This window comes from Stenotrophomonas maltophilia, from assembly GCF_004920835.1.
GTDB classification, from domain to species: domain Bacteria; phylum Pseudomonadota; class Gammaproteobacteria; order Xanthomonadales; family Xanthomonadaceae; genus Stenotrophomonas; species Stenotrophomonas maltophilia_AQ.
Genome location: NZ_QFHO01000002.1, coordinates 246,221 through 270,042 on the forward strand (window position 1 = coordinate 246,221; position 23,822 = coordinate 270,042).

At 67.0% G+C, this 23,822-nt stretch carries 19 protein-coding genes; 11 read left to right on the plus strand and 8 right to left on the minus strand.

Features of this window, described 5'->3' with window-relative positions; translation table 11 throughout:
• Positions 1-6 precede the first annotated feature (6 nt).
• The 3 genes from DI041_RS02595 (at position 7) to DI041_RS02605 (ending at position 4,920) form a co-directional block, all read left to right on the plus strand.
• Positions 7-1,002: a carbohydrate kinase family protein gene (locus DI041_RS02595; protein WP_136640006.1), complete on the plus strand. Its 996-nt coding sequence runs from the start codon at positions 7-9 to the stop codon at positions 1,000-1,002.
• Positions 999-2,225: an AGE family epimerase/isomerase gene (locus DI041_RS02600; protein ID WP_136640005.1), complete on the plus strand. Its 1,227-nt coding sequence runs from the start codon at positions 999-1,001 to the stop codon at positions 2,223-2,225. Before DI041_RS02595 ends, DI041_RS02600 begins: the two co-directional genes overlap by 4 nt.
• A 76-nt stretch (positions 2,226-2,301) precedes the next feature.
• A complete protein-coding gene (locus DI041_RS02605; RefSeq protein ID WP_136640004.1) occupies positions 2,302-4,920 on the plus strand; it encodes a beta-mannosidase in 2,619 nt (872 codons plus the stop codon).
• 123 nt (positions 4,921-5,043) lie between these two features.
• Here the strand turns inward: DI041_RS02605 and mtnC are convergent, their stop codons facing one another.
• The 5 genes from mtnC to DI041_RS02630 form a co-directional block, all read right to left on the minus strand.
• Complete coding sequence (mtnC, locus tag DI041_RS02610; RefSeq protein ID WP_136640003.1) at positions 5,044-5,739, minus strand: acireductone synthase; 696 nt, start codon at positions 5,737-5,739, stop codon at positions 5,044-5,046.
• 3 nt (positions 5,740-5,742) lie between these two features.
• A complete protein-coding gene (locus DI041_RS02615) occupies positions 5,743-6,300 on the minus strand; it encodes a 1,2-dihydroxy-3-keto-5-methylthiopentene dioxygenase (protein WP_049467060.1) in 558 nt (185 codons plus the stop codon).
• 92 nt (positions 6,301-6,392) lie between these two features.
• On the minus strand, positions 6,393-7,034 hold the full coding sequence (locus DI041_RS02620; RefSeq protein ID WP_136640002.1) for a methylthioribulose 1-phosphate dehydratase: 642 nt from the start codon (positions 7,032-7,034) through the stop codon (positions 6,393-6,395).
• Between the two features lie 545 nt (positions 7,035-7,579).
• Positions 7,580-9,007, minus strand: coding sequence for an amino acid permease (locus DI041_RS02625; RefSeq protein ID WP_032128776.1), 1,428 nt, complete (start codon positions 9,005-9,007; stop codon positions 7,580-7,582).
• Positions 9,008-9,089: 82 nt separating this feature from the next.
• Complete coding sequence (locus tag DI041_RS02630; protein WP_006363814.1) at positions 9,090-10,565, minus strand: amino acid permease; 1,476 nt, start codon at positions 10,563-10,565, stop codon at positions 9,090-9,092.
• Between the two features lie 133 nt (positions 10,566-10,698).
• On the opposite strand from DI041_RS02630, the gene DI041_RS02635 reads away from it, so the two are divergent.
• Complete coding sequence (locus DI041_RS02635) at positions 10,699-11,313, plus strand: NUDIX hydrolase (protein WP_136639674.1); 615 nt, start codon at positions 10,699-10,701, stop codon at positions 11,311-11,313.
• Positions 11,314-11,407: 94 nt separating this feature from the next.
• Here the strand turns inward: DI041_RS02635 and serA are convergent, their stop codons facing one another.
• On the minus strand, positions 11,408-12,649 hold the full coding sequence (serA, locus tag DI041_RS02640; protein ID WP_046983718.1) for a phosphoglycerate dehydrogenase: 1,242 nt from the start codon (positions 12,647-12,649) through the stop codon (positions 11,408-11,410).
• Between the two features lie 169 nt (positions 12,650-12,818).
• On the opposite strand from serA, the gene DI041_RS02645 reads away from it, so the two are divergent.
• The 3 genes from DI041_RS02645 (at position 12,819) to DI041_RS02655 (ending at position 16,406) form a co-directional block, all read left to right on the plus strand.
• Positions 12,819-14,207 carry an FAD-binding oxidoreductase gene (locus DI041_RS02645; protein WP_136639673.1) on the plus strand — a complete coding sequence of 463 codons (1,389 nt, stop codon included), beginning with the start codon at positions 12,819-12,821 and terminating at the stop codon, positions 14,205-14,207.
• Between the two features lie 62 nt (positions 14,208-14,269).
• The gene (locus DI041_RS02650; RefSeq protein ID WP_046983720.1) at positions 14,270-14,569 is read left to right on the plus strand and encodes a DUF2388 domain-containing protein; all 300 of its coding nucleotides are present in this window, start codon (positions 14,270-14,272) and stop codon (positions 14,567-14,569) included.
• 10 nt (positions 14,570-14,579) lie between these two features.
• Positions 14,580-16,406, plus strand: coding sequence for a DUF7844 domain-containing protein (locus tag DI041_RS02655; protein ID WP_136639672.1), 1,827 nt, complete (start codon positions 14,580-14,582; stop codon positions 16,404-16,406).
• Here the strand turns inward: DI041_RS02655 and DI041_RS02660 are convergent.
• Both DI041_RS02660 and DI041_RS02665 read right to left on the minus strand, forming a co-directional pair.
• Positions 16,384-17,460: an ATP-binding protein gene (locus DI041_RS02660; RefSeq protein WP_046983722.1), complete on the minus strand. Its 1,077-nt coding sequence runs from the start codon at positions 17,458-17,460 to the stop codon at positions 16,384-16,386. The two genes, DI041_RS02655 and DI041_RS02660, sit on opposite strands and share 23 nt — an antisense overlap.
• On the minus strand, positions 17,460-18,176 hold the full coding sequence (locus DI041_RS02665) for a response regulator (RefSeq protein ID WP_136639671.1): 717 nt from the start codon (positions 18,174-18,176) through the stop codon (positions 17,460-17,462). The genes DI041_RS02660 and DI041_RS02665 overlap by 1 nt, the downstream gene beginning before the upstream one ends.
• Before the next feature lie 130 nt (positions 18,177-18,306).
• Between DI041_RS02665 and DI041_RS02670 the strand changes: the two genes are divergently transcribed.
• From DI041_RS02670 to DI041_RS02685, 4 genes are all read left to right on the plus strand, one after another.
• Positions 18,307-19,455, plus strand: a complete 1,149-nt coding sequence (locus DI041_RS02670; RefSeq protein ID WP_136639670.1) for an efflux RND transporter periplasmic adaptor subunit — start codon at positions 18,307-18,309, stop codon at positions 19,453-19,455.
• Between the two features lie 36 nt (positions 19,456-19,491).
• A complete protein-coding gene (locus DI041_RS02675) occupies positions 19,492-22,641 on the plus strand; it encodes a multidrug efflux RND transporter permease subunit (protein WP_136639669.1) in 3,150 nt (1,049 codons plus the stop codon).
• Complete coding sequence (locus DI041_RS02680) at positions 22,622-23,014, plus strand: nuclear transport factor 2 family protein (RefSeq protein WP_046985646.1); 393 nt, start codon at positions 22,622-22,624, stop codon at positions 23,012-23,014. The genes DI041_RS02675 and DI041_RS02680 overlap by 20 nt, the downstream gene beginning before the upstream one ends.
• A gap of 83 nt (positions 23,015-23,097) precedes the next feature.
• Positions 23,098-23,796: a COG3650 family protein gene (locus DI041_RS02685; RefSeq protein WP_136639668.1), complete on the plus strand. Its 699-nt coding sequence runs from the start codon at positions 23,098-23,100 to the stop codon at positions 23,794-23,796.
• Positions 23,797-23,822: the final 26 nt, after the last annotated feature.

Below are 23,822 nucleotides of genomic sequence, written 5' to 3' on the forward strand. Positions count from 1 at the left end.
TCCGGAATGGGTGCCATTGTCTGCTTCGGCGAAATTTTGATCGATCTACTAGCGCAGCCGCCGGCCTCGGCCGACACGCCGCGCGCGTTCCTGCAGTACGCCGGCGGTGCGCCGGCCAACGTCGCGGTAGCGGCTGCGCGGCTGGGCGCGAAGACCCAGTTCGTCGGCATGCTGGGCCGTGACATGTTCGGCGACTTCCTCGCCGACAGCCTGGTCGAGCACGGCGTGGGCACGGATTACATCGTGCGCACCGACGCGGCCAAGACCGCGCTGGCCTTCGTCGCGCTGGATGCCAGCGGCGAGCGCAGCTTCAGCTTCTACCGCCCGCCGGCGGCCGACCTGCTGTTCCGTGACAGCGACTTCCAGGCCGCGTGCTTCGACGGCACACAGTGCTTCCACGTGTGCTCCAACAGCCTGACCGAGCCGGCCATCGCCGAAGCGACCTTCGCCGGGATGGACCGCGCCCGCGCCGCCGGTGCGGTGGTCAGCCTGGACCTCAACCTGCGTCCGGCCCTGTGGCCGGCGAACGAGGATCCGACGCCACGCCTGTGGCAGGCGCTGGAACGTGCCGACCTGGTCAAGCTGTCGCGCGAGGAACTGGACTACCTGGCAGCACCGCTCGGCGATGACGGCGAGGCGCTGGTGCTGCGTCGCCTGCTGGCCGCGCAGGCGCGCTGGGTGATCGTCACCGATGGTGCGGCCACTCTGCACTGGTACACCCGTGACAACCACGGCATGGTCACCAGCTTCCGCGTAGCTACGGTCGACACCACGGCGGCCGGTGATGCCTTCGTCGGCGGCTTGCTGGTCGGCCTGCTGCAGCGCGGTGGGGCGGGCGCGGGTTTCGCCGCGTTCTGCCAGGACCCGGACGCGATCGCCGCCACGCTGCGCTTCGGCGCCGCCGTGGGTGCGCTGGCGGTTACCCGCAAGGGCGCGTTCGCCGCGATGCCCTCGCTCGATGAAGTGCAGCAGCTGCTGCAGGCACAGGACATTACTGCATGAACATCCCGCCCGATTTCCGTTCGCCCGCGTTCCTGCGCGCGCATATCGCCGACACGATGGCGTTCTACCATCCGCGCTGCATCGATCCGAACGGTGGCTTCTTCCACTACTTCCGCGATGACGGCAGCATCTACGATGCCAGCCACCGCCACCTGGTGAGCAGTACCCGTTTCGTCTTCAACTACGCGATGGCCTACCGTGAGTTCGGCAATGCCGAGTACAGGGAGGCCGTCGAGCATGGCGTGCGCTACCTGCGCGAGGTGCACCGCAACCCGGCCACCGGCGGCTATGCCTGGACCCTGCGCGACGGCAAGGTCGAGGACTACATGAACCACTGCTACGGCGTGGCCTTCGTGCTGCTGGCCTACAGCTGCGCACTGAAGGCCGGTGTCGAGCAGGCCCGCGAGTGGATGGACGAGACCTGGCAGCTGCTGGAAGCGCGCTTCTGGGAGCCGCAGCACGGCCTGTACAAGGACGAGGCTGACGGCCAGTGGAACTTCACCGGCTACCGCGGCCAGAATGCCAACATGCACATGTGCGAGGCGATGCTGGCGGCGTTCGAGGCCAGTGGCGAGCAGCGCTATGTCGAGCGCGCGCTGCAGCTGGCCGACAACATGACCCGCCGCCAGGCCGCCAAGGCCGGTGGCCTGGTCTGGGAACATTACGATGTGAACTGGGAAATCGACTGGGACTACAACCTGGACGACCCCAAGCACCTGTTCCGCCCGTGGGGCTTCCAGCCCGGCCATCAGACCGAGTGGGCCAAGCTGCTGCTGATCCTCGATCGTCACGTGCAGGCCGACTGGCTGGTGCCGACCGCGCAGCACCTGTTCGACGTCGCCGTCGCACGCAGCTGGGACGACGCCCGGGGCGGCCTGTACTACGGCTTCGCTCCCGAATCGCGCCGCCAGCCCGGCATGGATGGCGCGCCGATCGGCGGCGACAGCTTCGTCTGCGACGACGACAAGTACTTCTGGGTGCAGGCCGAGACGCTGGCGACCGCCGCGCTGATGGCCAAGCGTACCGGTGATGATCGCTACTGGCAGTGGTACGAGCGCATCTGGGCGTACTCCTGGGAGCACTTCGTCGATCACCAGTACGGCGCCTGGTTCCGCATCCTCGATGCCGACAACCGCAAGTACAGCGACGAGAAGAGTCCGGCCGGCAAGGTGGATTACCACACCATGGGTGCGTGCTACGAAGTGTTGAACGTCGTGCGTTGAGGCGCGTAGCGCCGTACGCATGATGAATCGGAATCGGTAGCGCCGGGCCGCGCCCGGCGGAAAACAGGAGCATCACGTGCATCGCATTTCCCTCGTTGTCCGTCTGCTCCTGCTGCTGATTGCAGCCATTTCCTTCCCGTTGGCTGCAGCCCCGCTGCAGGCGCAGTGGGAATTCCGCATGCTGCCCGGCGACGCCCAGGGTGCAGCCCACCCGGGCCTGCAGCAATGGCGGGCCGCGAAGGTGCCGGGCAGCGTGCACACCGACCTGCTGGCGCATGGGCTGATCCGCGATCCGTACGTCGGTGCACCCGAGGCCGAGCTGCAATGGATCGGCCTGGCCGATTGGGAATACCGCGCCCGCTTCGACGTGGACGCGGCGACGCTGGCCAAGCCCAATGCCGAGCTGCGCTTCGATGGGCTGGACACCTATGCCGAAGTCAGGCTCAACGGCAAGCCGCTGCTGCGCGCGGACAATGCGCACCGTACCTGGCGAGCGCGCGTGGAGGGACGCCTGCGCGCCAAGGACAATGAACTGCAGATCGTGTTCCGTTCACCGATCCGCACCCTGCTGCCGGGTGTGCAGGCGCTGCCGCACAAGATTGCTGGTAACTATCCTTCACCCTATGGTGATGAGCCCAAAGACGCGATGGTCGGCAACTTCGCGCGCAAGCCGGCCTATCACTTCGGCTGGGACTGGGGCCCGCGCTATGTCACCGCCGGCGTCTGGCGCGGGGTCGAACTGCAGGCCTGGGACGCGCACCGCCTGACCGATCTTGCCGTGCGTACCGATGCATTGAGCGCGGAGCAGGCGAAGCTGGCGGTGCTGCTGCAGGTGGAGCAGGGCAGCGCTGCCGGTTCTGCGGTGGTCAATGTCGATGTGCGCGATCCGCACGGACGCAGCGTGGCCCAGGTGCAACGCACGGTGCTGCTGAAGCCCGGCCAGAACACGGTTGAGCTGCCGGTTGAGCTGGCCACGCCGCGCCGCTGGTGGCCGGTGGGCCATGGTGCGCAGGACCGCTATACCGTGCAGGCTCGCCTGGACGGTGGCGCCGATGCAACACTGCCGCGCGAGCAGCGCATCGGCCTGCGCACGGTTGAACTGCGCCGCGAGGAAGACGGCAAGGGCGGGCAGGGCTTCGCTTTCGTCATCAATGGCGTGCCCATCTTCGCCAAGGGCGCCAACGTGATTCCGTTCGATGCCTTCCCCGCACGTGTCGATGCCGCACGACTGCGCCAGGTGCTGACCGCCGCGCGCGACGCCAACATGAACATGCTGCGCAACTGGGGCGGCGGCTACTACGAGGAAGATGCATTCTTCGACATCGCCGATGAGCTGGGCCTGCTGGTCTGGCAGGACTTCATGTTCGGCGGCGGCATGCAGCCGGGCTACGATCCGGCCTTCCGTGCCAGCGTGGTGGCCGAGGCGCGCGACAACGTGCGCCGGCTGCGCCATCACCCCAGCATCGTGCTGTGGTGTGGCAACAACGAGGAAGAAACCGCCTGGAAGGACTGGGGCCACGGCCGCGACCTGAAGGCGGCCGACCCGGCATTTGCGGCGAAGGTCTGGCAGGGCTATCTCGACCTGTTCGGCAATGATCTGCGCCAGGTAGTGGGTGAGGAAGGGCTGGGCGTGCCGTATTGGTCCAGCTCGCCCAGTAACGACCTGGATGAAAAGGCGAACGATTCCACCCGAGGCGACAAGCACTACTGGCAGGTCTGGGGCAATCCGGCACTGCCGGTGCAGGCCTACCTGCGTGAGACCCCGCGCTTCATGTCCGAATATGGACTGCAGGCATGGCCGTCGGTGGCGACGGTGGACCAGATCGCCACCCGCGCCGAGCAGCGCATCGACAGCCCGGTGATCCGCGCGCACCAGAAGTTCATGGCGGGCGAGGGCAACAGCCGCTTGCTGCACTACATTGAATTGGGCTATGGCACGCCGAAAGACTTCGAGGACTTCGTCTACCTGAGCCAGGTGATGCAGGCCGATGGCATCGCGCTGGCGGCGCTGCACCATCGCGCCTCGCGGCCGTACACGATGGGCTCGCTGTACTGGCAGCTCAACGACGTCTGGCCAGGTGCTTCATGGTCCAGCGTGGACTACTTCGGTCGCTGGAAGGCGCTGCACTTCGCCGCGCGGCGCTTCTTCGCGCCGGTCACGCTGGCGGCATTGCGTGATGAGGGCAGTACGCGGGTGCGCCTGCTCAATGACGAGGCCGCGCTGGATGCGCGCTGGCGGTTGCGGGTGATGGATGTTGACGGTCAGGTGCTGCGTCGTCGCGGGGAAGCGGTGACGCTGGCCGCTGCCGGTGTCACCTCGATCGGTGATTTCCGCGATGCCGAATTGTTGGCCGGTGCCGACCCCAAGCGCACCGTGGCGGTGTTCGAGCTGCTGCAGAACGGGGCGGTGAGTGCCCGCCAGGTGGTCGGATTCGTCGAAGCCAAGGACCAGATCCTGCCGCGGCAGAAGCTCAAGGCCAGCCTGTCCATTGAAGGCGACCACTATCGTCTGCGATTGGAAAGCTCGGCCTACGTGCGTTCGGCGTGGATCGACTTTGGTGCATTGGACGTGCAGGTGGAAGACAACCTGCTCGACCTGCTGCCCGGCGAAACCCGCGACATTGCGGTTCGCGGCCCGGTGGACCTGGCTGCCCTGCGCGAAGCGCTGAAGGTGAAGACCCTCAACGACCGTTGAGGGGTATTCCGCTTTGGTAGGTGCCAACCTTGGTTGGCACACCAGGAGCATGCCAACGAAGGTTGGCATCTACCAGAAGCGGAGTCGGGTAGGTGCGGACCGTTGGTCCGCACACCTTCCTGCTTACAGCTGTATCTGCTGGAAATTCTCGACGCGCTCGTGGCCGTTGGCGGCCTGGCCGGTGCGCGGCAGCGGGTAGTCATCCAGGCGATCGATCAGGCGGGTCTGCAGGCCGGCGTCTCGGGCGGCGTCCAGTTCCTCGACCACATCTGACAGGAACAGGATCTCGCCGGCCGGCACGCCAATGGCCTGCACGATGCGGCGGTAGCTGTCGGCCTCACGCTTGCCGCCGATTTCGGTGTCGAACCAGCCCGACACCAGCGGGCTGAGGTCACCGGCGTCGCTGAAGCCGAAGAACAGCTTCTGCGCCGGCACCGAGCCGGAGGAATACACGTACAGCGGCAGGCCGGAGGCGTGCCAGCCCTTCAGCACCGGCGCCACTTCCGGGTAGAAGTGCGCGGTGTATTCGCCGCGGCGGTAGCCTTCGTTCCAGATCAGGCCCTGCAGCGCCTTCAGTGCGGTGTGCTTGCGGTCCTGGTCGATCCAGCCCTGCAGCGTCTCGGCTACCAGACTGTCCTGGCAGGCACCGCCGATCTCGGTAGCCACCGCATCCAGCCAGCGGCGCACCTCCGGCTGCTGGCCGTGTTCGGCGACGAACGCGGGCAAGGCCTTGCGGGCATAGGGGAACAGCACGTTCTTGACGAACGAGATGCTGCTGGTGGTGCCTTCGATATCGGTCAGGATGACGCGGGGCTGCATGGATCAGGACGCCTGGGTCGGAATGTAACGGGGGAATTTCTGCGCGATGTCGGTTCCGGTGAAGTGACCGACCCAGCCATCCGGCTCGGTGAAGAAGCGGATCGCCACGAAGCTCGGCTCATCGCCCATGTCGAACCAGTGGGTGGTGCCATCGGGTACGGCGATCAGGTCGTCCTTCACGCACTCGATCTCGTAGACCTTGTCGCCCACGTGCAGGGTGAACAGGCCGGAGCCTGCGACGAAGAAGCGCACCTCGTCTTCCTTGTGGAAGTGTTCGTCGAGGAACTTCTTGCGCAGCTCGGCGCGGTTCGGGTTGTCCGGGGCGATCGAGGCCACGTCCACGCTCTTGAAGCCACGCTCGGCGACCAGTCGATCGATGTCGGCGCGGTAAGCGGCGAACACCTCATCCTGGCTGGCGCCCGGCGCGACCGGCGCGGTGGCCTGCCAGCGTTCGAAGGTGACGCCGATCTTCTGCAGTTCGGCAGCGATGACCGCGCCGTCCTGGGTGTCCAGCAGCGGCGATTCGGGGCGGGTGTCGTCGTAGATGCGCAGTCGGCTCATGGCGGCAGCTTGAACGTCTCGGGGGGAAGACAGGGTAGCAGGGTGGGCACGAGGTGCAGATTCCGGATCGGCATCTGCACCTGCGCGCGGGTTCAGCCGCGCAGCTTGCGCAGCTCCAGCTCGCAATGCAGCAGGAACTCGAAGGCTTCCATGTGCCGGCGCGCTTCGGCCATGTCGCGGCCCCAGGCATACAGGCCGTGGCCGTCGATCAGGTACCCCCACAGGTTCTGCCGGTCGAGCAGGTCATCGACCTGCTTCGAAAGCACGTTCATGTCCTGGGTGTTGGCGAACACCGGAATATCGATGGCCATCTCATGGGTGCTGTTGCCGGCGAAGGCCTTCAGCAGCTCGTAGCCTTCGACCCGGATGTGGCCCTGCGGCGCGTACAGGCGCGAGGCGATGGTCTGCACCGGCGAGTGGGTGTGCAGTACGCAGCCGATCTCGGGAAAGCGACGATACAGCTGGGTGTGCAGCAGCGTTTCGGCAGACGGGCGCAGCGGACGGCCGACGGCCTGGCCGTCGAAGTCCACTACCATGATGTCGTCCTCGATCAGGCGACCCTTGTCCTTGCCGGAGACGGTGATCGCGGCGTGGCGGTCGTCCAGGCGGTGGGAGAAGTTGCTGCTGGTGGCCGGGGTCCAGCCGGCGTGGGCCAGTTCGCGGACGTTGTCGATCAGCAGCTGGGCCAGTTCGCTCAGGCGCGCGGTGTCGTACGGGAAGGTGGGGGCGTTCATGCCGGCGATTTTACTGGATTCGGCCAACGGCTGAGCCCCTCGTGGCTGGGTGCCAGAAGCAGATTCCATGGATTGGCCGGTCGGGTGGGCTGTGCAGGGGACGCCGTGAACCCATCCCTGGGGGCTTGGCCGCGGCATCCATGCCGCGGACACCCCTGCACAGCCCACCCGACCGGCCACGGACAGATTCCGTGCGGCCAGCCACGGATTGAAGAAAGAAAGGCAGAAGCGGGTCGCTTCGCCCCGCTTGCTCGGAGCGGAGCTTGGCTCCGCTCTACAGCAGATTCGTCCCCGAACATTCATTTCCCGGAACGCTTCATCCACGCATGGCGTGGATCTACTGGACGCGCCAGGACGCTGTCGTGGGCGGGGAGGGGTGAGATTGCGGGGGCGTGAGCCGCATGGATGCGGCGATCGAGCTTACAGGGACGTACTTGCAGCGTCCCCCGCAATCTCACCCCTCCCCGCCAAACCTTCAGACCCGCTGTTGCTGTTGCTGTTGCCCCAGCGGGTGCAGGGCCGCAGGCCCTGCAATGCAGAAAACCTTACTTCCCGCGCAGGCGGCTGTGCCTGAAGCCGTAGCAGAAGTAGATCACGAAGCCGACGAACGTCCACACGCCCATCAGCATCCAGTTGTGCATCGTCATCGCCGACAGCAGGGCAAGACAACTCAGCACGCCCAGGCTGCAGATCAGCCACGCCATCGGCATGCGGAATGGACGCGGCAGGTCCGGCTGGGTGCGGCGCAGGATCAGCACGCCCGCGCAGACCGCCGCGAACGCGATCAGCGTGCCCATCGAGGTCAGTTCACCGAGGATGTCCAGCGGGAACAGCGCCGCCAGCAGGGCGATGCCGATGCCGGTGATCACGGTGTTGATGTGCGGGGTGCGGTACTTCGGGTGGATCTTGGTGAACACCGGCGGCAGCAGGCCGTCGCGGCCCATGATCATGAAGATGCGCGGCTGGCCGATGATCATCACCAGCACCACCGAGGACAGGCCGACCAGTGCGCCTACCTCGACCACCCAGCGCAACCAGCCCAGCTGCGGATGCGCGGCCACCGCGGTCACCACCGGCTCGTCGGTGCCCAGCAGCTGGAACGGCACCAGGCCGGTCATCACTGCGGCCATCGCGATGTACAGCACGGTGCAGATCACCAGCGACAGCATCATGCCGAACGGCATGTCGCGCTGCGGGTTCTTCGACTCCTGCGCCGCCACCGATACCGCCTCGAAACCGATGTAGGCGAAGAACACCATCGCCGCACCACGCAGCACGCCTTCCATGCCGTACTTGCCGGGGCCTTCGTTGGCGGGGATGAACGGGGTCCAGTTGCTGGTGTCCACGTACTTCCAGCCCACCACGATGACCAGCACGATCAGGCCGGTCTTGAGCACGACCATCGCCATGTTCATCGCCGAGGACTTGCTGATGCCGACGTAGCACAGCCAGGTCAGCAGCAGCACCAGTGCGGCGGCGGGCAGGTTGGCGATCGCGCCGGTCGGGCGCAGCTGCGCGTCGAGTGGCGCGCTGACCAGCGCCGCCGGTAGATGGATGTCGAACTGGCTGAGCAGGCTGAGGAAATAGCCCGTCCAGCTGACCGCCACCGCCGAGGCGGAGACGCCGTACTCGAGCACCAGCATCCAGCCGATGAACCAGGCAGAGAGCTCGCCGAAGGTGGCGTAGGTATAGGTGTAGGCGCTGCCGGAGACGGGCACCATCGAGGCGAATTCGGCATAGGCCAGCGCGCAGAAGGCGCAGCAGATCGCCGCCAGTACGAAGGACAGCATGATGGCCGGGCCGGCGTGATTGGCGGCGGCCTGGCCGGTGATGACGAAAATGCCGCCGCCGATCACCGCGCCGATGCCGAGGGCGGTCAGGCCCCACGGGCCGAGGTGGCGGCGCAGGCTCAGGCCGTTGGCGTCTTCATGGGCGGCATGCGGGTGCTTGGTGGCCCACAGTTGCTTGAACATGTGTGGTGGTCTTGTCGAAGCGCGCCGCAACGGGCGCGCGGGGAAAACGGACGGGCCGGCGCAGGGCCGGCCCGTAGGCGGATCAGGAGGACTTGGCCAGCTTGCTGTTGCGGATGCCGTAGCCCAGGTAGATCAGCAGGCCGAGCAGGGTCCAGCCAACGAACAGGTGCCAATGCACCACGAACGCCTGCCAGAACAGGAACAGGCAGGTGGCCGCGCCGAGCGGGCAGATGATCCACACCGCCGGCACGCGGAACGGGCGGTGCAGGTCCGGCTTGGAATAGCGCAGTACCAGCACGCCGATGCAGACCGTGGCGAAGGCCAGCAGGGTACCCATCGACACCAGTTCGCCCAGCACGTTCAGCGGCACCAGGCCGGCCAGTGCGGCGGCGATCACGCCGACCACGATGGTGGCGACGTACGGGGTGCGGAAGCGGGCATGTACCTTGCCGAAGAACTTCGGCAGCAGGCCGTCGCGGGAGATGGTGTAGGCGATGCGGGTCTGGCCCATCATCATCACCAGCACCACCGAGGACAGGCCGGCGATGGCACCGATCTCGACCAGCGTCTTCAGCCAGGCCAGGGTCGGGTAGGGCTCCAGCGCGGTGGCTACCGGCTTGTCGGTGCCCAGCAGGTGGTACGGCATCATGCCGGTCAGTACCGCGCAGACGATGATGTAGACAATGGTGCATACCGCCAGCGAGCCGAGCAGGCCGATCGGCATGTTGCGCTGCGGGTCCTTGGTTTCGCCGGCGGCGGTGGAGACCGCATCGAAGCCGATGTAGGCGAAGAACACGATCGTTGCCGCACGGAACACGCCGCTCCAGCCGAACTCACCCGCCACGCCGGTGTTTTCCGGGATGAACGGTTGCCAGTTGGCCGGATCGATGTGGGCCGCGCCGATGCCGATGAACAGGCAGATGACGGTGACCTTGATCGCCACGATGATCGCGTTGACGAAGGCCGACTGGGTCACGCCCACGTACAGCAGGCCGGACACCGCCGCGACGATCAGCACCGCCGGCAGGTTGAACAGCTTGCCCGAGGCGATGAACTCGCTGCCGGTCCAGGCAATGGGAGCTGCGCTGAGCGCATCCGGGAACGGCATGTGCAACGTGGTGGTGATGAAGCTGATCAGGTACGCCGACCAGCCCACCGCGACCGAGGCCGAGGCGAACAGGTACTCCAGCACAAGGCACCAGCCGATGAACCAGGCCATGCCTTCGCCGAGGGTGGCATAGGAATAGGAGTAGGCACTGCCGGAGACCGGCATCATCGCTGCGAACTCGGCGTAGCACAGGCCCGCCAGGGCGCACGCGAAACCGGCGATGACGAACGACAGCATCACTGCCGGGCCGGCGTGGTTGGCCGCAGCCTGGCCGGTCAGCACGAAGATGCCTGCGCCGATCACCGCACCCACGCCAAGCAGGATGAGGTGTTTAGCCGTGAGGGTCCGTTTCAACGTGGCTTCGCCGTCCAGGCTGCCTTCGATGGGTTCGCCAGCATCGACGTGCCCGGCCGGTTCAACCGGCTTGACCCTCAACAGAGCTTTCAGCATGCAGTACTTCCTAGTGATCGGATTGGGTGGGCCGCCGATACGTTGCCGGCAACCCTGGAATGGTGAAGGCCGCGCGAACGGCCCGCTGTACCTTAGCCAAAGCTGAAGCCAACGCACAAGCGCAATCGCAACAATGAACGGCGATAATGAGCAGTATTTTTCCAAACGCCGCCCATTCATGAGCCAGACCGCCGAAACCCTTGCCGTGCTTGACGATCGCCTGCGTGGCCTGCTGCGGGACTATGCCCGCCGCGAGCCCGCCCACGACGCACTGGCTGCCGAATTCGGCACATTGTTGGACGATCCGGAAGATCCGTTCCGTCGTGAACGGCTGGCTGGCCACTTCACCGCCAGCTGCTGGCTGGTCAGTGCCGATGGCCAGCGCCTGCTGCTGACCCACCACCGCAAGCTGCAGCGCTGGCTGCAGTTGGGCGGCCACGCCGACGGCGACCGCGACCTGGCTCAGGTGGCGCTGAAGGAAGCCGAGGAGGAGTCGGGCCTGAGCGGCCTGGTGCTGGAAGACCCGGCCATCTTCGATATCGACAAGCATTGGATTCCGGAGCGCAAGGACGTGCCGGGGCACTGGCACTACGACGTGCGTTTCGTGATCCGGGCGCTGGGTGGCGAGGTCTTCGTGCTCAGCGAGGAGTCACTCGACCTGGCCTGGCGGTCGGTCGATGAGGTCGCGGTCGATCCGCAATCGGATGAATCCATGCAGCGCATGGCGCGCCGCTGGTTGGCGCGCTAGCAACCTGTAGAGCCGAGCCGATGCTCGGCTCAATGCGGGCCGGAACCGCAGCCGAGCATGGGCTCGGCTCTACAAGTGCACGGCGGGATCCGCGTCAATACAGGATGCGCGTGCGCAGCGTACCCGGAATCGCGGCCAGCTCGTCGCGCACCGCAGCAGCCTGTTCCTCGCTGGCGGTGATATCGATCACCACGTAGCCCACCTTCGGGTCGGTGCGCAGGAACTGGCCGTCGATGTTGACGTTGTGGCGCGAGAAGATCTCGTTGACCTTGGACAGCACGCCCGGCACGTTCTGGTGGATGTGCAGCAGGCGCAGGCTATCGGCGTGCTCGGGCAGGGTCACTTCCGGGAAGTTGACCGCCGACAGGGTGCTGCCGTTGTCGCTGTAGCGCACCAGCTTGGCCGCTACTTCAATGCCGATGTTGTCCTGTGCTTCCAGCGTGCTGCCACCCACGTGCGGAGTCAGGATCACGTTGTCGTGGCGGGTCAGTGGCGATTCGAAGATATCGCCATTGCCCTTCGGCTCGACCGGGAACACGTCCAGCGCTGCGCCGCCGAGGTGGCCGCTGGCCAGGGCTGCATCCAGCGCATCGATGTCGACCACGGTACCGCGCGCGGCGTTGATCAGGTGTGCGCCCTTGCGCATCTTCGCCAGCTCGGTGCTGCCGATCATCCACTGCGTGGACGGGGTCTCCGGCACGTGCAGGGTGACGATGTCGGCGCGCGCCAGCAGGTCGTCGAGGCTGGCCGCGGCCCGGGCATTGCCCAGTGACAGCTTGGTTTCCACATCGTGGAAGATCACCTGCATGCCCAGCGATTCGGCCAGCACACCCACCTGGGTGCCGATGTGGCCATAGCCGATGATGCCCAGGGTCTTGCCGCGCACTTCGTGGCTGCCGCTGGCCGACTTCGACCAGCCGCCGCGGTGGCATTCGGCGTTCTTCTGCGGGATGCCGCGGGTCAGCATGATCGCCTCGGCGATCACCAGTTCGGCCACGCTGCGGGTATTGGAGTAGGGCGCGTTGAACACCGGGATGCCGGCCAGTTCGGCCGCGTCCAGGTCGACCTGGTTGGTGCCGATGCAGAAGCAGCCCACCGCGATCAGACGCTTGGCCTCGGCCAGCACTTCGGCGCTGAGCTGGGTGCGCGAGCGGATGCCGACGATGTGTGCCTCGGCGATGCGCGCCTTCAGTTCGTCTTCGGGCAGCGCCTTGGTGTGCGCTTCGATCTGGCTGTAGCCGGCGGCGCTGAACACCTCCACGGCGGTCTGGCTGACCCCCTCCAGCAACAGCACGCGGATATCCTGCTTCGGGAACGAGGTCTTCTTCGGCGACATGGGGCGACACGGCCAGTGGGACAGGGGCTGACCACTATGCCAGATCGTGTCGCCCATGGTGCAGTGCGCAATTGGTTGCATCCGTAGCTATCTGGGCCGCTGCAGGGCTGGACGCTGGCGCGCGCCGCTGGCACGCTTGCCCGTTCTTCACGCACCGCGCTGGACCGTCATGACCGATTCCCGCATTGCCTCGCTGCAGCAGGCCTGTCCCGGCCTGAAGCTGAAGACCGACCCGGCCGACCTGGAACATTACGGGCGCGACTGGACACGGCGCTGGACGCCGGCGCCGCTGGCTATCGCGCTGCCGGCCACGGTCGAGGAAGTGCGGGCGGTGATGCGTTGGAGTGCAGCCGAAGACGTGGCGGTGGTGCCGTCGGGTGGCCGCACCGGCCTGTCGGGCGGCGCGGTGGCTGCCAACGGCGAGCTGGTGCTCAGCCTGGAACGTATGAACAAGGCGCTGGCCTACCACGCGGTCGATCGCACCCTGGTGGTGCAGGCCGGCATGCCGCTGGAAGCCGTGCACAACGCTGCGCTGGACCACGGACTGATCTACCCGGTGGATTTTGCCGCGCGCGGGTCCTGCACGATCGGCGGCAACATCGCCACCAATGCCGGCGGCATCCGCGTGATCCGCTACGGCAACACCCGCGAATGGATCGCCGGGCTGAAGGTGGTCACGGCTGATGGCGAGTTGCTGGAGCTCAACAAGGGCCTGATCAAGAACTCCAGCGGCTATGACTTCCGCCAGCTGCTGATCGGCTCGGAAGGCACGCTGGGCGTGATCGTCGAGGCGACGGTGAAGCTGACCGACCCTCCGCCGGCCAGCAACGTGATGCTGTTGGCACTGCCCAGCTTCGACGTGCTGATGCAGGTATTTGCCGCGTTCCGCGCGCGCCTGCAGCTGCAGGCCTTCGAGTTCTTCACCGACCGGGCACTGGAGCACGTGCTGGCACATGGCGCACAGGCGCCGTTCGACGAAGTGCACCCGTATTACGTGGTGACCGAGTTCGCGGCCGGCGACGAGGCTCAGGAAGCGGCGGCGATGGCGGCCTTCGAGGACTGCATGGGCAATGGCTGGGTCAGCGACGGCGTGATCAGTGCCAGCGACGCCCAGGCCGCGCAGCTGTGGCGCCTGCGCGAGGGCATCACCGAATCGCTGGCGCGCTACAAACCCTACAAGAACGACGTTTCAGTGCGGATCTCGGCGATGCCGGCGTTCCTGGCCGAGACCCAGGCGCTGATCGGGCAGGCCTATCCGCATTTCGACGTGGTCTGGTTCGGCCATATCGGTGACGGCAATCTGCACATCAATGTGCTCAAACCCGACGACACCAGTGACGCTGATTTCGTGGCGCAATGCGAGCACGTAACCAAGCTGCTGGCACAGGTGCTGGCCCGCTTCGATGGCAGCATCTCGGCCGAGCACGGTATCGGTCTGGTCAAGAAGGGCTACCTGGACAGCACCCGCGGGCCGGCTGAGATCGCGCTGATGAAGGCGGTCAAACGCGCGTTCGATCCCCAAGCGCGGCTGAATCCCGGCAAGCTGTTCGACCTCTGAGTCGGGCAAATCCTTCACGTACCCGTTACGCTCCACGCATTCTCACAACCGGCTTCGAACCGATGACCCGTCCGCTTCTGCTGCTTGCCCTGCTGTCCCTGCCGCTGGCCGGCTTCGCTTCCAGCTTCGCTGGCACTTCGGCCGGCTCGGCCACCGGTGCGTCCTCCGGTTCGTCGGGCAGCAGCTCGGGCGATGACAAGGTGGTACTGGCTGCGCGCGACGATGCGGCTGCGTTCGTCGCCAGCGACGGCCAGATCCGTGGCGCCCGCCTGCAGGCGGCGCTGGTCCACCTGCGCGAGCAGAGCACCGCCGCACAGCAGCAGAGCGACCTGGAACTGGCCCGCACCCTGCTGGCGCGTTGATCCGGGCCGCATGACACCCGTGTTGAATGCCGCCGGGCATCGCCCGGCGCCACCGAAACGCGGGTGGCTTGTCGCATTGGCGTGGCTGGGCATTCCCGCGGCATATGCCGCTGACCGCCTGCAGCTGGACCCTGCCGGTCTCGACCCGGCGCAGCAGCAGCTCGCCCGCCAGACCCTGGCCGACGTGCAGTCGCTGTTGCCGCAAGGCCTGCTGCACGCCTTGCCTGCGCAGGTACGGGTGGCCTGGCGCGATGACCTGCCGGATAACGTGCACGGCCGAACCTTCGCCGGTCAGATCGCGCTGCGCCGCGAGTTGCTGGATGACGGCATGCCCGGCGCCCGCCGTGCGCGCCGCAGTGCGCTGGTACACGAGCTGACCCATGTTGCCGACCGCAGTGGCGCGAACTGGTCGCGCAGTGCGCGTTGGCGGGACCTGGCGGGGTGGCAGCGCAAGCCGTGGCACCTCGGCCGTGGCGACAACGACTTCCGTGACCGTAGTCCGGATGCCTATGAACTGAAAAGTCCGGCCGAGTATCTGGCGGTGAACGCCGAGCATTTCGTGCTCGACAGTGAGTTCGCCTGCCGGCGACCGGCGCTGGCGCAGTGGTACCAGGCGCATTTTGGAGCGCCGCCTTCGCTGCCTCAGCCGCACTGCTCTACGACAATGCCGTTGCTGCAGGCCGAACCGGAAGAGGGCGCTGCATCGCTGCTGCAACTTGACCCGGCGCGCGTCTACGCGGTGGATTACCTGTTTGCCGAAGGCAGTGCCCAGCCGATGAGCCGCTGGGGCCACAGCATGCTTCGGTTGGTGATCTGCCGGCCTGACCGTGCGCCGGGGCCGGACTGTCGCCTGGACCTGGAGTACCACCGGGTACTGTCGTTCCGTGCGTTCGTCGGTGACGTGCAGATTTCCAACTGGCGTGGGCTGACCGGCGGTTATCCCTCGCGGCTGTTCGTGCTTCCGCTGCAGCAGGTTGTGGACGAGTACACCAAGGTAGAGCTGCGCGGGTTGCAATCGCTGCCGTTGCAGTTGGAGCGCAGCGAGATCGCCAGCCTGCTTGAGCGCACAGCACAGGTGCACTGGAGCTACGACGGGCGCTACTACTTCGTCAGCAACAACTGCGCGGTGGAAACCGCAAAGCTGTTGCAGGCCGGCGTGCCGAGGTTGGGCGAGGCAGGCCTGGCCCAGCTCAGCCCGCGTGGGTTGAAGCGGCGGCTGTCGCGGCTGCAGGTACTGGATGAGCAGGTGCTGGCTGATCGCGATTCAGCACAGGCGCAGGGTTACTACTTCGCCTCGGCACGCGACCACTACCAGCAGTTGTTCGGCGTGGCGGCAGCCCGGCTGGCATTGCCCGCACGTGATGTACGCGGCTGGTTGAAGCTGCCTGCACAGCAACGGGCACCGTGGTTGCTGAGGGGCGACCTGCGCGCCAGCGCCGGCCTGCTGCTGCTGGAACAGGCCGCACAGCGGCGTGCCGAGCTGCGCGCACGTGACGTGCTCAAGCGCCGGTTGCTGGCCGCGCCCGACAGCGCAGAAACCCGCAGCCTGCGTGGGCTGCTTGAGCAGAGCGGGCAATGGCTGCGGCCGGGCACCCTGCTGCGGGACGCTGGCTACGGGCTGCCGTTGGCTGACGAACAGGCGGTGCTGACCGAGGCCGTGTCCACCGCCAGCGCACAGGCAGTACCGGCGTGGCAGGCGCTGCGCGTGCAGCTGCGTCAGCAGCTGCCGGTGAAGCAACGCGATGAGATGGATGCGATCGATGCCAACCTGGCCAGGCTCGGCGCGCATCTGCGCGAACAGGCCGCTGCACCGGCTACTGGCGCGGCAGTTCGATGACGAAACGGCTGCCGCCGGCACTGCCCGGCGAGCAGTAGACGCGGCCGCCGTGCGCGTCTGCGATGGCCTTGACCACCGCCAGACCCAGCCCGCTGCCGCCGCCCTGGCGTGAGCGCGAGCCATCGGCGCGCATGAACGGGGTGAAGATATCGGCATGCAAGGCCGGGTCGATGCCCGGGCCCTCGTCCTCGATCGCCACCTGCACATGGCCGGGCGTGTCGTGCACGGCAATCCGCACCTTGCCCGGGCTGGCGTAGCGGCGCGCGTTCTCCAGCAGTGCCAGCAATGCCTGGCGCAGCCGGGTCGGATCGCAATGGGCGGTGTGCTCCTCGCGGCTGGTTTCCAGTTCCAGCACGAAGCCGGCGGCGCGGAACTGGGGGTCGACCAGGGTCATCACCGAATGCACCTCGGCCACTACGTCGGTGCGCGCGCGGCGTACATCCAGCCGTGCATTGTCGGACAGGCTCAGCACGCGCAGATCTTCGATCAGGCGCGAAAGGCCTTCGACCTGGGCAAGCAGGCTGCGGAACTGGGATTCGTCTGGCTGGAAGACTCCTTCGGCCAACCCTTGCAGGCGGCCGCGCAGGATCGTCACCGGTGTCCGCAGCTCATGGGCGATGGCCGCATGCCACATCGAACGTTCGCTCTCCATGTGCTGCAGGCGGCGCGCCATCGCATTGAAATCCTCGACCAGGGTGGCCACTTCGCCCGGCGAGTTTTCCTCGACGCTGGCGCGCGCGCCGAGGTCGCCGCCCGCGAGCGCGCGCACGCTGTCGACCAGTGAATTCAACGGTGACAGGATGCGGTGGGCAAGACGGAACGAGGCGGCGATGGCCAGTGCAAGGCCAGTCAGGATCACGCCGACCATCCATGCCAGTTCGGGGCCGGTCGGCAGCCAGCTTTCCGGCTCATCGGTAGTGCCGGGGAAGAATTCGACCAGCACTGCATACAGCAGCCAAGACGACAGGATCATCATCACGATGACGCCGATCACCATCAGCGACATCGAAACGATGATGTGGCGGCTGAGCCCGGAGCGGCGCAGTCGGGCCATCAGCGGTCGGCCATCAACCGGTAGCCGACACCGCGCACGCTGGCAGGAACGTTGACCATGCCAACTTCATCCAGCTTGCGGCGCAGCTTGCTGACATGGCTGTCGACCGTGCGCTCCAGCGCCTCGCTTTCCGGCAGGCATTCGTGCATCAATTCGCTGCGGCTGAAGATGCGGGTCGGCGCCAGCGCCATGCAGTGCAGCAGCTTGAACTCGGTGAGCGTGAGCAGCACCTCGTGGCTGTAGCCTTCGCCCTCGACGTGCACGGCATGGGTGGCCGAATCGATCAGCAGCGGGCCCACGCGCAGTGCGGTGGGCGCGTCCACGCGCGAGGTGCGCAGCGTACGCCGCAGCACGGCACGCACGCGCGCCGCCACTTCGGCGGGATTGAACGGCTTGACCACATAGTCGTCGGCGCCCATGCGCAGCGCGGTCAGCTTGTCCAGGTCCTGGTCCAGTGCAGTCAGCATTATCACTGGCGTCTCGCCGCGCTGGCGCAGCTGGGTCAACACGCTCCATCCATCCAGGCGCGGCAGCTGCACATCGAGCAGGACCAGGTCGGGGCGGGCGCTGCGATGCAGGTCCAGCGCACTGTGGCCATCGGCGGCACGGAGCGTGCGCAGTCCTTCGCGTTCGAGGTAGGCGGTGAGAATGTCGGCGATCTCGCCCTCATCCTCAACGATCAGGACGAGGGCGGCGAGGGCAGGGGAGGCTTGCATGCGGGGGGCGGGGCCTTAAGGTGCTTGCCTCCATCGTATCTCCACAGTTCCTCCATCGAAACCCCATCATCGCCACGCAGACTGCACGCTTCAGAACCTATCAGCCGCCTGCGCGGCATTGTGCACAACAATGAGAACCTTCAGGACTCCGGTCGCGTTGATCGCGGCCCTCGCCCTGGCCATGACGGCCTGTTCCTCTCCCGACGCCACGCCCGAAGCCGCACCGCGCGTCAGCGTGGTCACTGTCGGCCCGCAGGTGGTGCAGCGTGACGACGAGCTGCCCGGCCGCGTGGCCGCGGTACGTACCGCGCAGATCCGCGCCCAGGTGGGCGGCATCGTGCAACGCCGGCTGTTCGACCAGGGCGCGGAAGTCAGCGCCGGCGAGGCGCTGTTCCAGATCGATCCGGCCGCGTTCAAGGCCGACGTCGATTCGGCATTGGCCGCGCTGCAGCGCAGCGAGGCGGCACTGGGCCGCAGCCGCGTGCAGTCGCAGCGCCTGCAGGCACTGGCCGCCGCACAGGCCGTCAGCCAGCAGCACCGCGACGATGCCAGTGCCGAGTACGAACAGGCCCGTGCCGCCGTCAACGAAGCGCGCGCGATCCTCTCCCGCCGGCAGCTGGACCTGCGCTATGCGACGGTCAGCGCGCCGATTGCCGGCCGCATCGACCAGGCGCTGGTGACCGAAGGTGCGCTGGTCGGCGTGGCCGATACCGAGCCGATGGCGGTGGTGCAGCAGATCGACCAGGTCTACGTCGACGTGCGCCAGCCCGCCGCGCAGCTGGAGTCGCTGCAGCGCAGCGCCGCCGGTGGCGGCGAGTTGCCGGTAACCATCATCGGCGCCGCCGGCAAGCCGATGCCTGAGCGCGGACAGCTGCTGTTCTCCGGCATAAACGTCGACGCGCGCACCGGTGACGTGATCCTCCGCATCCTGGTCGACAACCCGGATCGTCAGTTGCTGCCCGGGATGTATGTGCGTGCCCGGGTGCCGCGTGGCGCGCCGGCCAGTGCATTGACCGTGCCGCAGCAGGCGGTGCTGCGCAGTGCTGGCGGCCAGGCGTACGCCTGGGTGATCGGTGGCGATGGCAAGGCAGTGATCCGCACGCTGGAGGTCGACGGCAGCGTTGATCGCCAGTGGCTGGTGCGCACGGGCCTGAAAGCGGGCGAGAAGGTGGTGGTCGAGGGCCAGGAGCGCCTGCAGGAAGGCGTGGTGGTCGATGCGCGCGACTGGCGGATGCCGGTCGCTGGCGCCGGTGCGGTGCAGGCCGGCAGCAAGGGCTGAGCCCGCTCCGGGCCAGCCTTCCAGGAAAAATCCAACATGGCACGTTTCTTCATCGATCGCCCGGTGTTCGCCTGGGTGCTGGCGATCTTCATCATCCTGGCCGGCGTGCTGGCGATTCCGCGCCTTGCGGTGGAGCGCTATCCGGCGGTTGCGCCGCCCAGCGTCAGCATCTACGCCAGCTACCCGGGCGCCAGCCCACAGACATTGAACGATGCGGTGGTCGGCCTGATCGAGCGCGAGCTGTCCAGCGTCAAGCACCTGCTGTACTTCGAATCGTCGGTGGATACCTCCGGTGAGGCCTCGATCACCGCCACGTTCAAGCCTGGCACCAATCCGGAGCTGGCGCAGGTGGACGTGCAGAACCGGATCAAGGCGATCGAGCCGCGCCTGCCGCGCAGCGTGCGCCAGAACGGCCTGTTCGTGGAGGCTGCCGATTCCGGCTTCCTGATGCTGGTCGGCCTGCGTTCGCCGGATGCCAGCGTGAGTGAGGCAGCGCTGGGTGACTTCATGGCGCGCAACATCATCGAAGAGCTGCGGCGCATCGATGGCGTCGGCCGTGTGCAGCTGTTCGGTGCCGAGCAGGCGATGCGGGTGTGGCTGGACCCGACCCGGTTGACCGGCTACGGGCTGACCATGGGTGATGTGGCCAGCGCCATCGAGCAGCAGAACCTGGAGATCTCGCCAGGGCGCATCGGTGATTCGCCGGGCGTGCCAGGCCAGCGCATCACCGTGCCGCTCAGCGCCGACGGCCAGCTGTCCACGCCGGAACAGTTCGCGGCGATCGTGCTGCGTGCCGGCGCCGATGGTTCGCGCGTGCTGCTGGGTGACGTCGCCCGCATCGAGCTGGGTGCGCAGAGCTACGCCTGGGGCACCCGCGAGGACGGCCATCCGGCGACGGCGGCCGGCGTGCAGCTGCGCCCCGGAGCCAACGCAGTACGGACCGCCTCGGCGGTGCGCGAGCGCATGGCCGAGCTGGCGCCGCTGCTGCCGCGTGGCGTGCAGTCGAGCATTCCGTTCGACACCGCGCCGTTCGTCAAGATCTCGATCCAGAAGGTGGTGCAGACGCTGCTGGAAGCGATGCTGCTGGTGTTCGCGGTGATGTACCTGTTCCTGCAGAACTGGCGCTACACGCTGATCCCGGCGCTGGTCGCGCCGATCGCGCTGCTCGGCACCTTCGCGGTGATGCTGGCGCTGGGCTTCTCGATCAACGTGCTGACCATGTTCGGCATGGTGCTGGCGATCGGCATCATCGTCGACGACGCGATCGTGGTGGTCGAGGGCGTGGAGCGGATCATGGCCGAGGAAGGCCTGCCGCCGCGCGAGGCGACCATCAAGGCGATGCGCGAGCTGACCGGTGCGGTGATCGGCATCACCCTGGTGCTGACCGCCGTGTTCATCCCGATGGCCTTGGCCAGTGGCTCGGTGGGCGCGATCTACCGTCAGTTCACCGTGGCGATGGCGGTGTCGATCCTGTTCTCGGCGCTGCTCGCGTTGAGCCTGACGCCGGCGTTGTGCGCGACGCTGCTGCGCCCGAACACCCATGGCCACCATGGTCGTGGCGGGCTGTTTGGTGCCTTCAATCGTGGCTTCGAGAGAATGACCGGGCGCTACCAGCGTGGCGTGGCTTCGGTGCTGCAGCGCAGTGGGCGGGTGATGGGCGTGTTCGCCGCACTGGTGGTGGCACTGCTGCTGGGCCTGCACTGGTTGCCGGGTGCGTTCCTGCCAGAAGAAGACCAGGGCTATTTCATGACCTCGATCCAGTTGCCGGCCGAAGCCACCGCCGAGCGCACGCTGGCCGTGGTCGAAGCCTACGAACAGCATGTGGCGTCACGCCCGGGCATCGGCTCCAACCAGTCGATCCTCGGCTACAGCTTCTCCGGTTCCGGCCCGAGCGCGGCACTGACCTATACCATGCTGAAGGACTGGGGCGAGCGTGCAGGGGCCACTGCAGCCGGCGAAGTGGAGGCCGCGCAGAAGGCGATGGCGACGATTGCCGAGGGCGAGGTGATGAGCGTGATGCCGCCGGCCATCGACAGCCTGGGGCGTTCGTCCGGCTTCTCGCTGGCGCTGCAGGCGCGCACCGGGCAGGGCCAGGCAGAGCTGCGCGCGGCCCTGCAGCGGCTGCTGAAACTGGCCGAGGCCAGCCCGCTGCTGTCGGAGGTGCATGCCGATGGCCTGCCGGCCGGCACCAGCGTGCGGCTGGACATCGATCGGGCCAAGGCCGAGGCGATGGGCGTGGGTTTCGCCGATATCAGCAGCACGCTGTCGGCAGCGATTGGCTCGCAGTACGTCAACGACTTCCCCAACAAGGGACGGCTGCAGCAGGTGATCCTGCAGGCCGACGCCTCGCACCGGATGGAACTGGAGGACGTGCTGAAGCTCTATGTGCGCAACAGCGAAGGCGGCATGGTGGCGTTGTCCGAGCTGGTGACCCCGCACTGGACCGAGGCGCCGCTGCAGCTGCAGCGCTATCTCGGTTTCCCGGCGCTGAACCTGTCCGGTGCACCGGCATCCGGTGTTTCCACCGGCCAGGCGATGGCGGAAATGGAGCGCCTGGCCACGCAGCTGCCGTCCGGCTTCGCCCTGCAATGGACCAGCCAGTCGCTGCAGGAACGCGAATCCGGCGCACAGGCGCCGTGGCTGTTGCTGCTGTCGATGCTGGTGGTGTTCCTGGTGCTGGCGGCGCTGTACGAGAGCTGGTCGATTCCGCTGGCGGTGATGCTGGTGGTACCGCTGGGCCTGCTCGGTGCGGTCGTGGCGGTGTTGCTGCGCGGCATGCCCAACGACGTGTTCTTCAAGGTCGGCATGATCACCGTGATCGGGCTGTCGGCGAAGAACGCGATCCTCATCGTCGAGTTCGCACGCCAGCTGCAGCAGCAGGGCCGGGGCCTGGTGGAAGCGGCGCTGGAGGCGGCACGGCTGCGCCTGCGGCCGATCGTGATGACCTCGCTGGCGTTCGCGCTGGGCGTGGTGCCGCTGATGCTGGCGCAGGGCGCATCGAAGGAAACCCAGCAGGCGATCGGGACCGGCGTGTTCGGCGGCATGGTCAGCGCGACCGTGCTGGCGGTGTTCTTCGTGCCGGTCTTCTATGTAGTGGTGCAGGGCGCGCGGCAGTGGATCGCGCAGCGCCTGCACAGACGCCGGCCGACGCCGGAAGGATCCGTGGATGGAACGGAACATCGTTGACGATCTGCATGAACTGCAATTGAGGGCGCTGGAGCAGCGCCTGTGCGAAGCGCTGTTGGGCGATGATCACGATGCGCTGACCGCGCTGGTATCGCCGGCCTTGTTCATGATGGACGGGCAGGGTGGGCGCATGCTCGACCTGCCGTGGTTGCGCGAGTGGCTGGGCGGCCGCCTGCAGGTGCATGGCCTGCAGTCCTGCGCGACGGAAACGCTGCTGTGTGGCCGCTTGGCGCTGCTGTCCAGCGACGTGCGCTTGTCGGTGCGCGAGCAGGGCCAGGAGCGCGAGCTGAAACTGCGCCTGCTGCGGGTCTGGACCTGCAGTTCCGGCGGCAGCGGCGCACAGTTGCTGTCGATGGCGGTGCTGGCCGCATGAACGCGGTCAGGCCGCTTTCAGACCCCGCTCACCGCCAGATGGTAGGGTCGAGCATCTCTGTAGTGTCGACAAGGAGTCGAGCCATGCGTGTAGTTCCCAGTCTGTTGGCAGCCTCCCTCGGGTTGGTGCTGGCCGCGTGCCAGCCGGCCCAGCCGCCCGTCGCGGGCAGCAGCAACCCCGAACCGGCTGCCCCTCAGTCAGGCGCCAGTACCGGCGCCAGTGTCGGTAGCGAGACCACCTATCGCTGTGGCGATCTGGACGTGCGCGCGACCTTCAATGGCGAGGATGCGGCCACGGTGGTGATCGGCGACCGTACCTTCGCCATGACCTCCGAGCGTGCGGCGTCGGGCGCCAAGTACGGTGATGGCCAGGGCAACACCTTCTGGACCAAGGGCAGCGATGACGGCCTGCTGAGCCTGAAGGGTGAGGCCGACCGCGAGTGCCATGCGGTGGAAGCCACCGAGGGCGATGGCAGCGCCGGCAATGCCGCGTTCCGTGCCACCGGCAACGAGCCGGGCTGGCTGGCCATCGTTGACGGCGACACGCCCGGCCTGCAGGTGGAAGTCGACTACGGCGAGCGTCGCTTCGACGTCGCCAAGCCCACCGAAGGTGCTGACGGCTGGAGCGGCAAGGCGTCCGATGGCACCGACGTCAAGCTCAGCTTCCAGCGTACTACCTGCCAGGACGACATGAGTGGCGAGGCGTTCGATGCCAAGGTGAACCTGACCATCGGCACCCGCCAGTATCACGGCTGCGGCAATTTCGGCGCGAAGCAGCTGTAAGGCATCTGTAGAGCCGAGCCCACGCT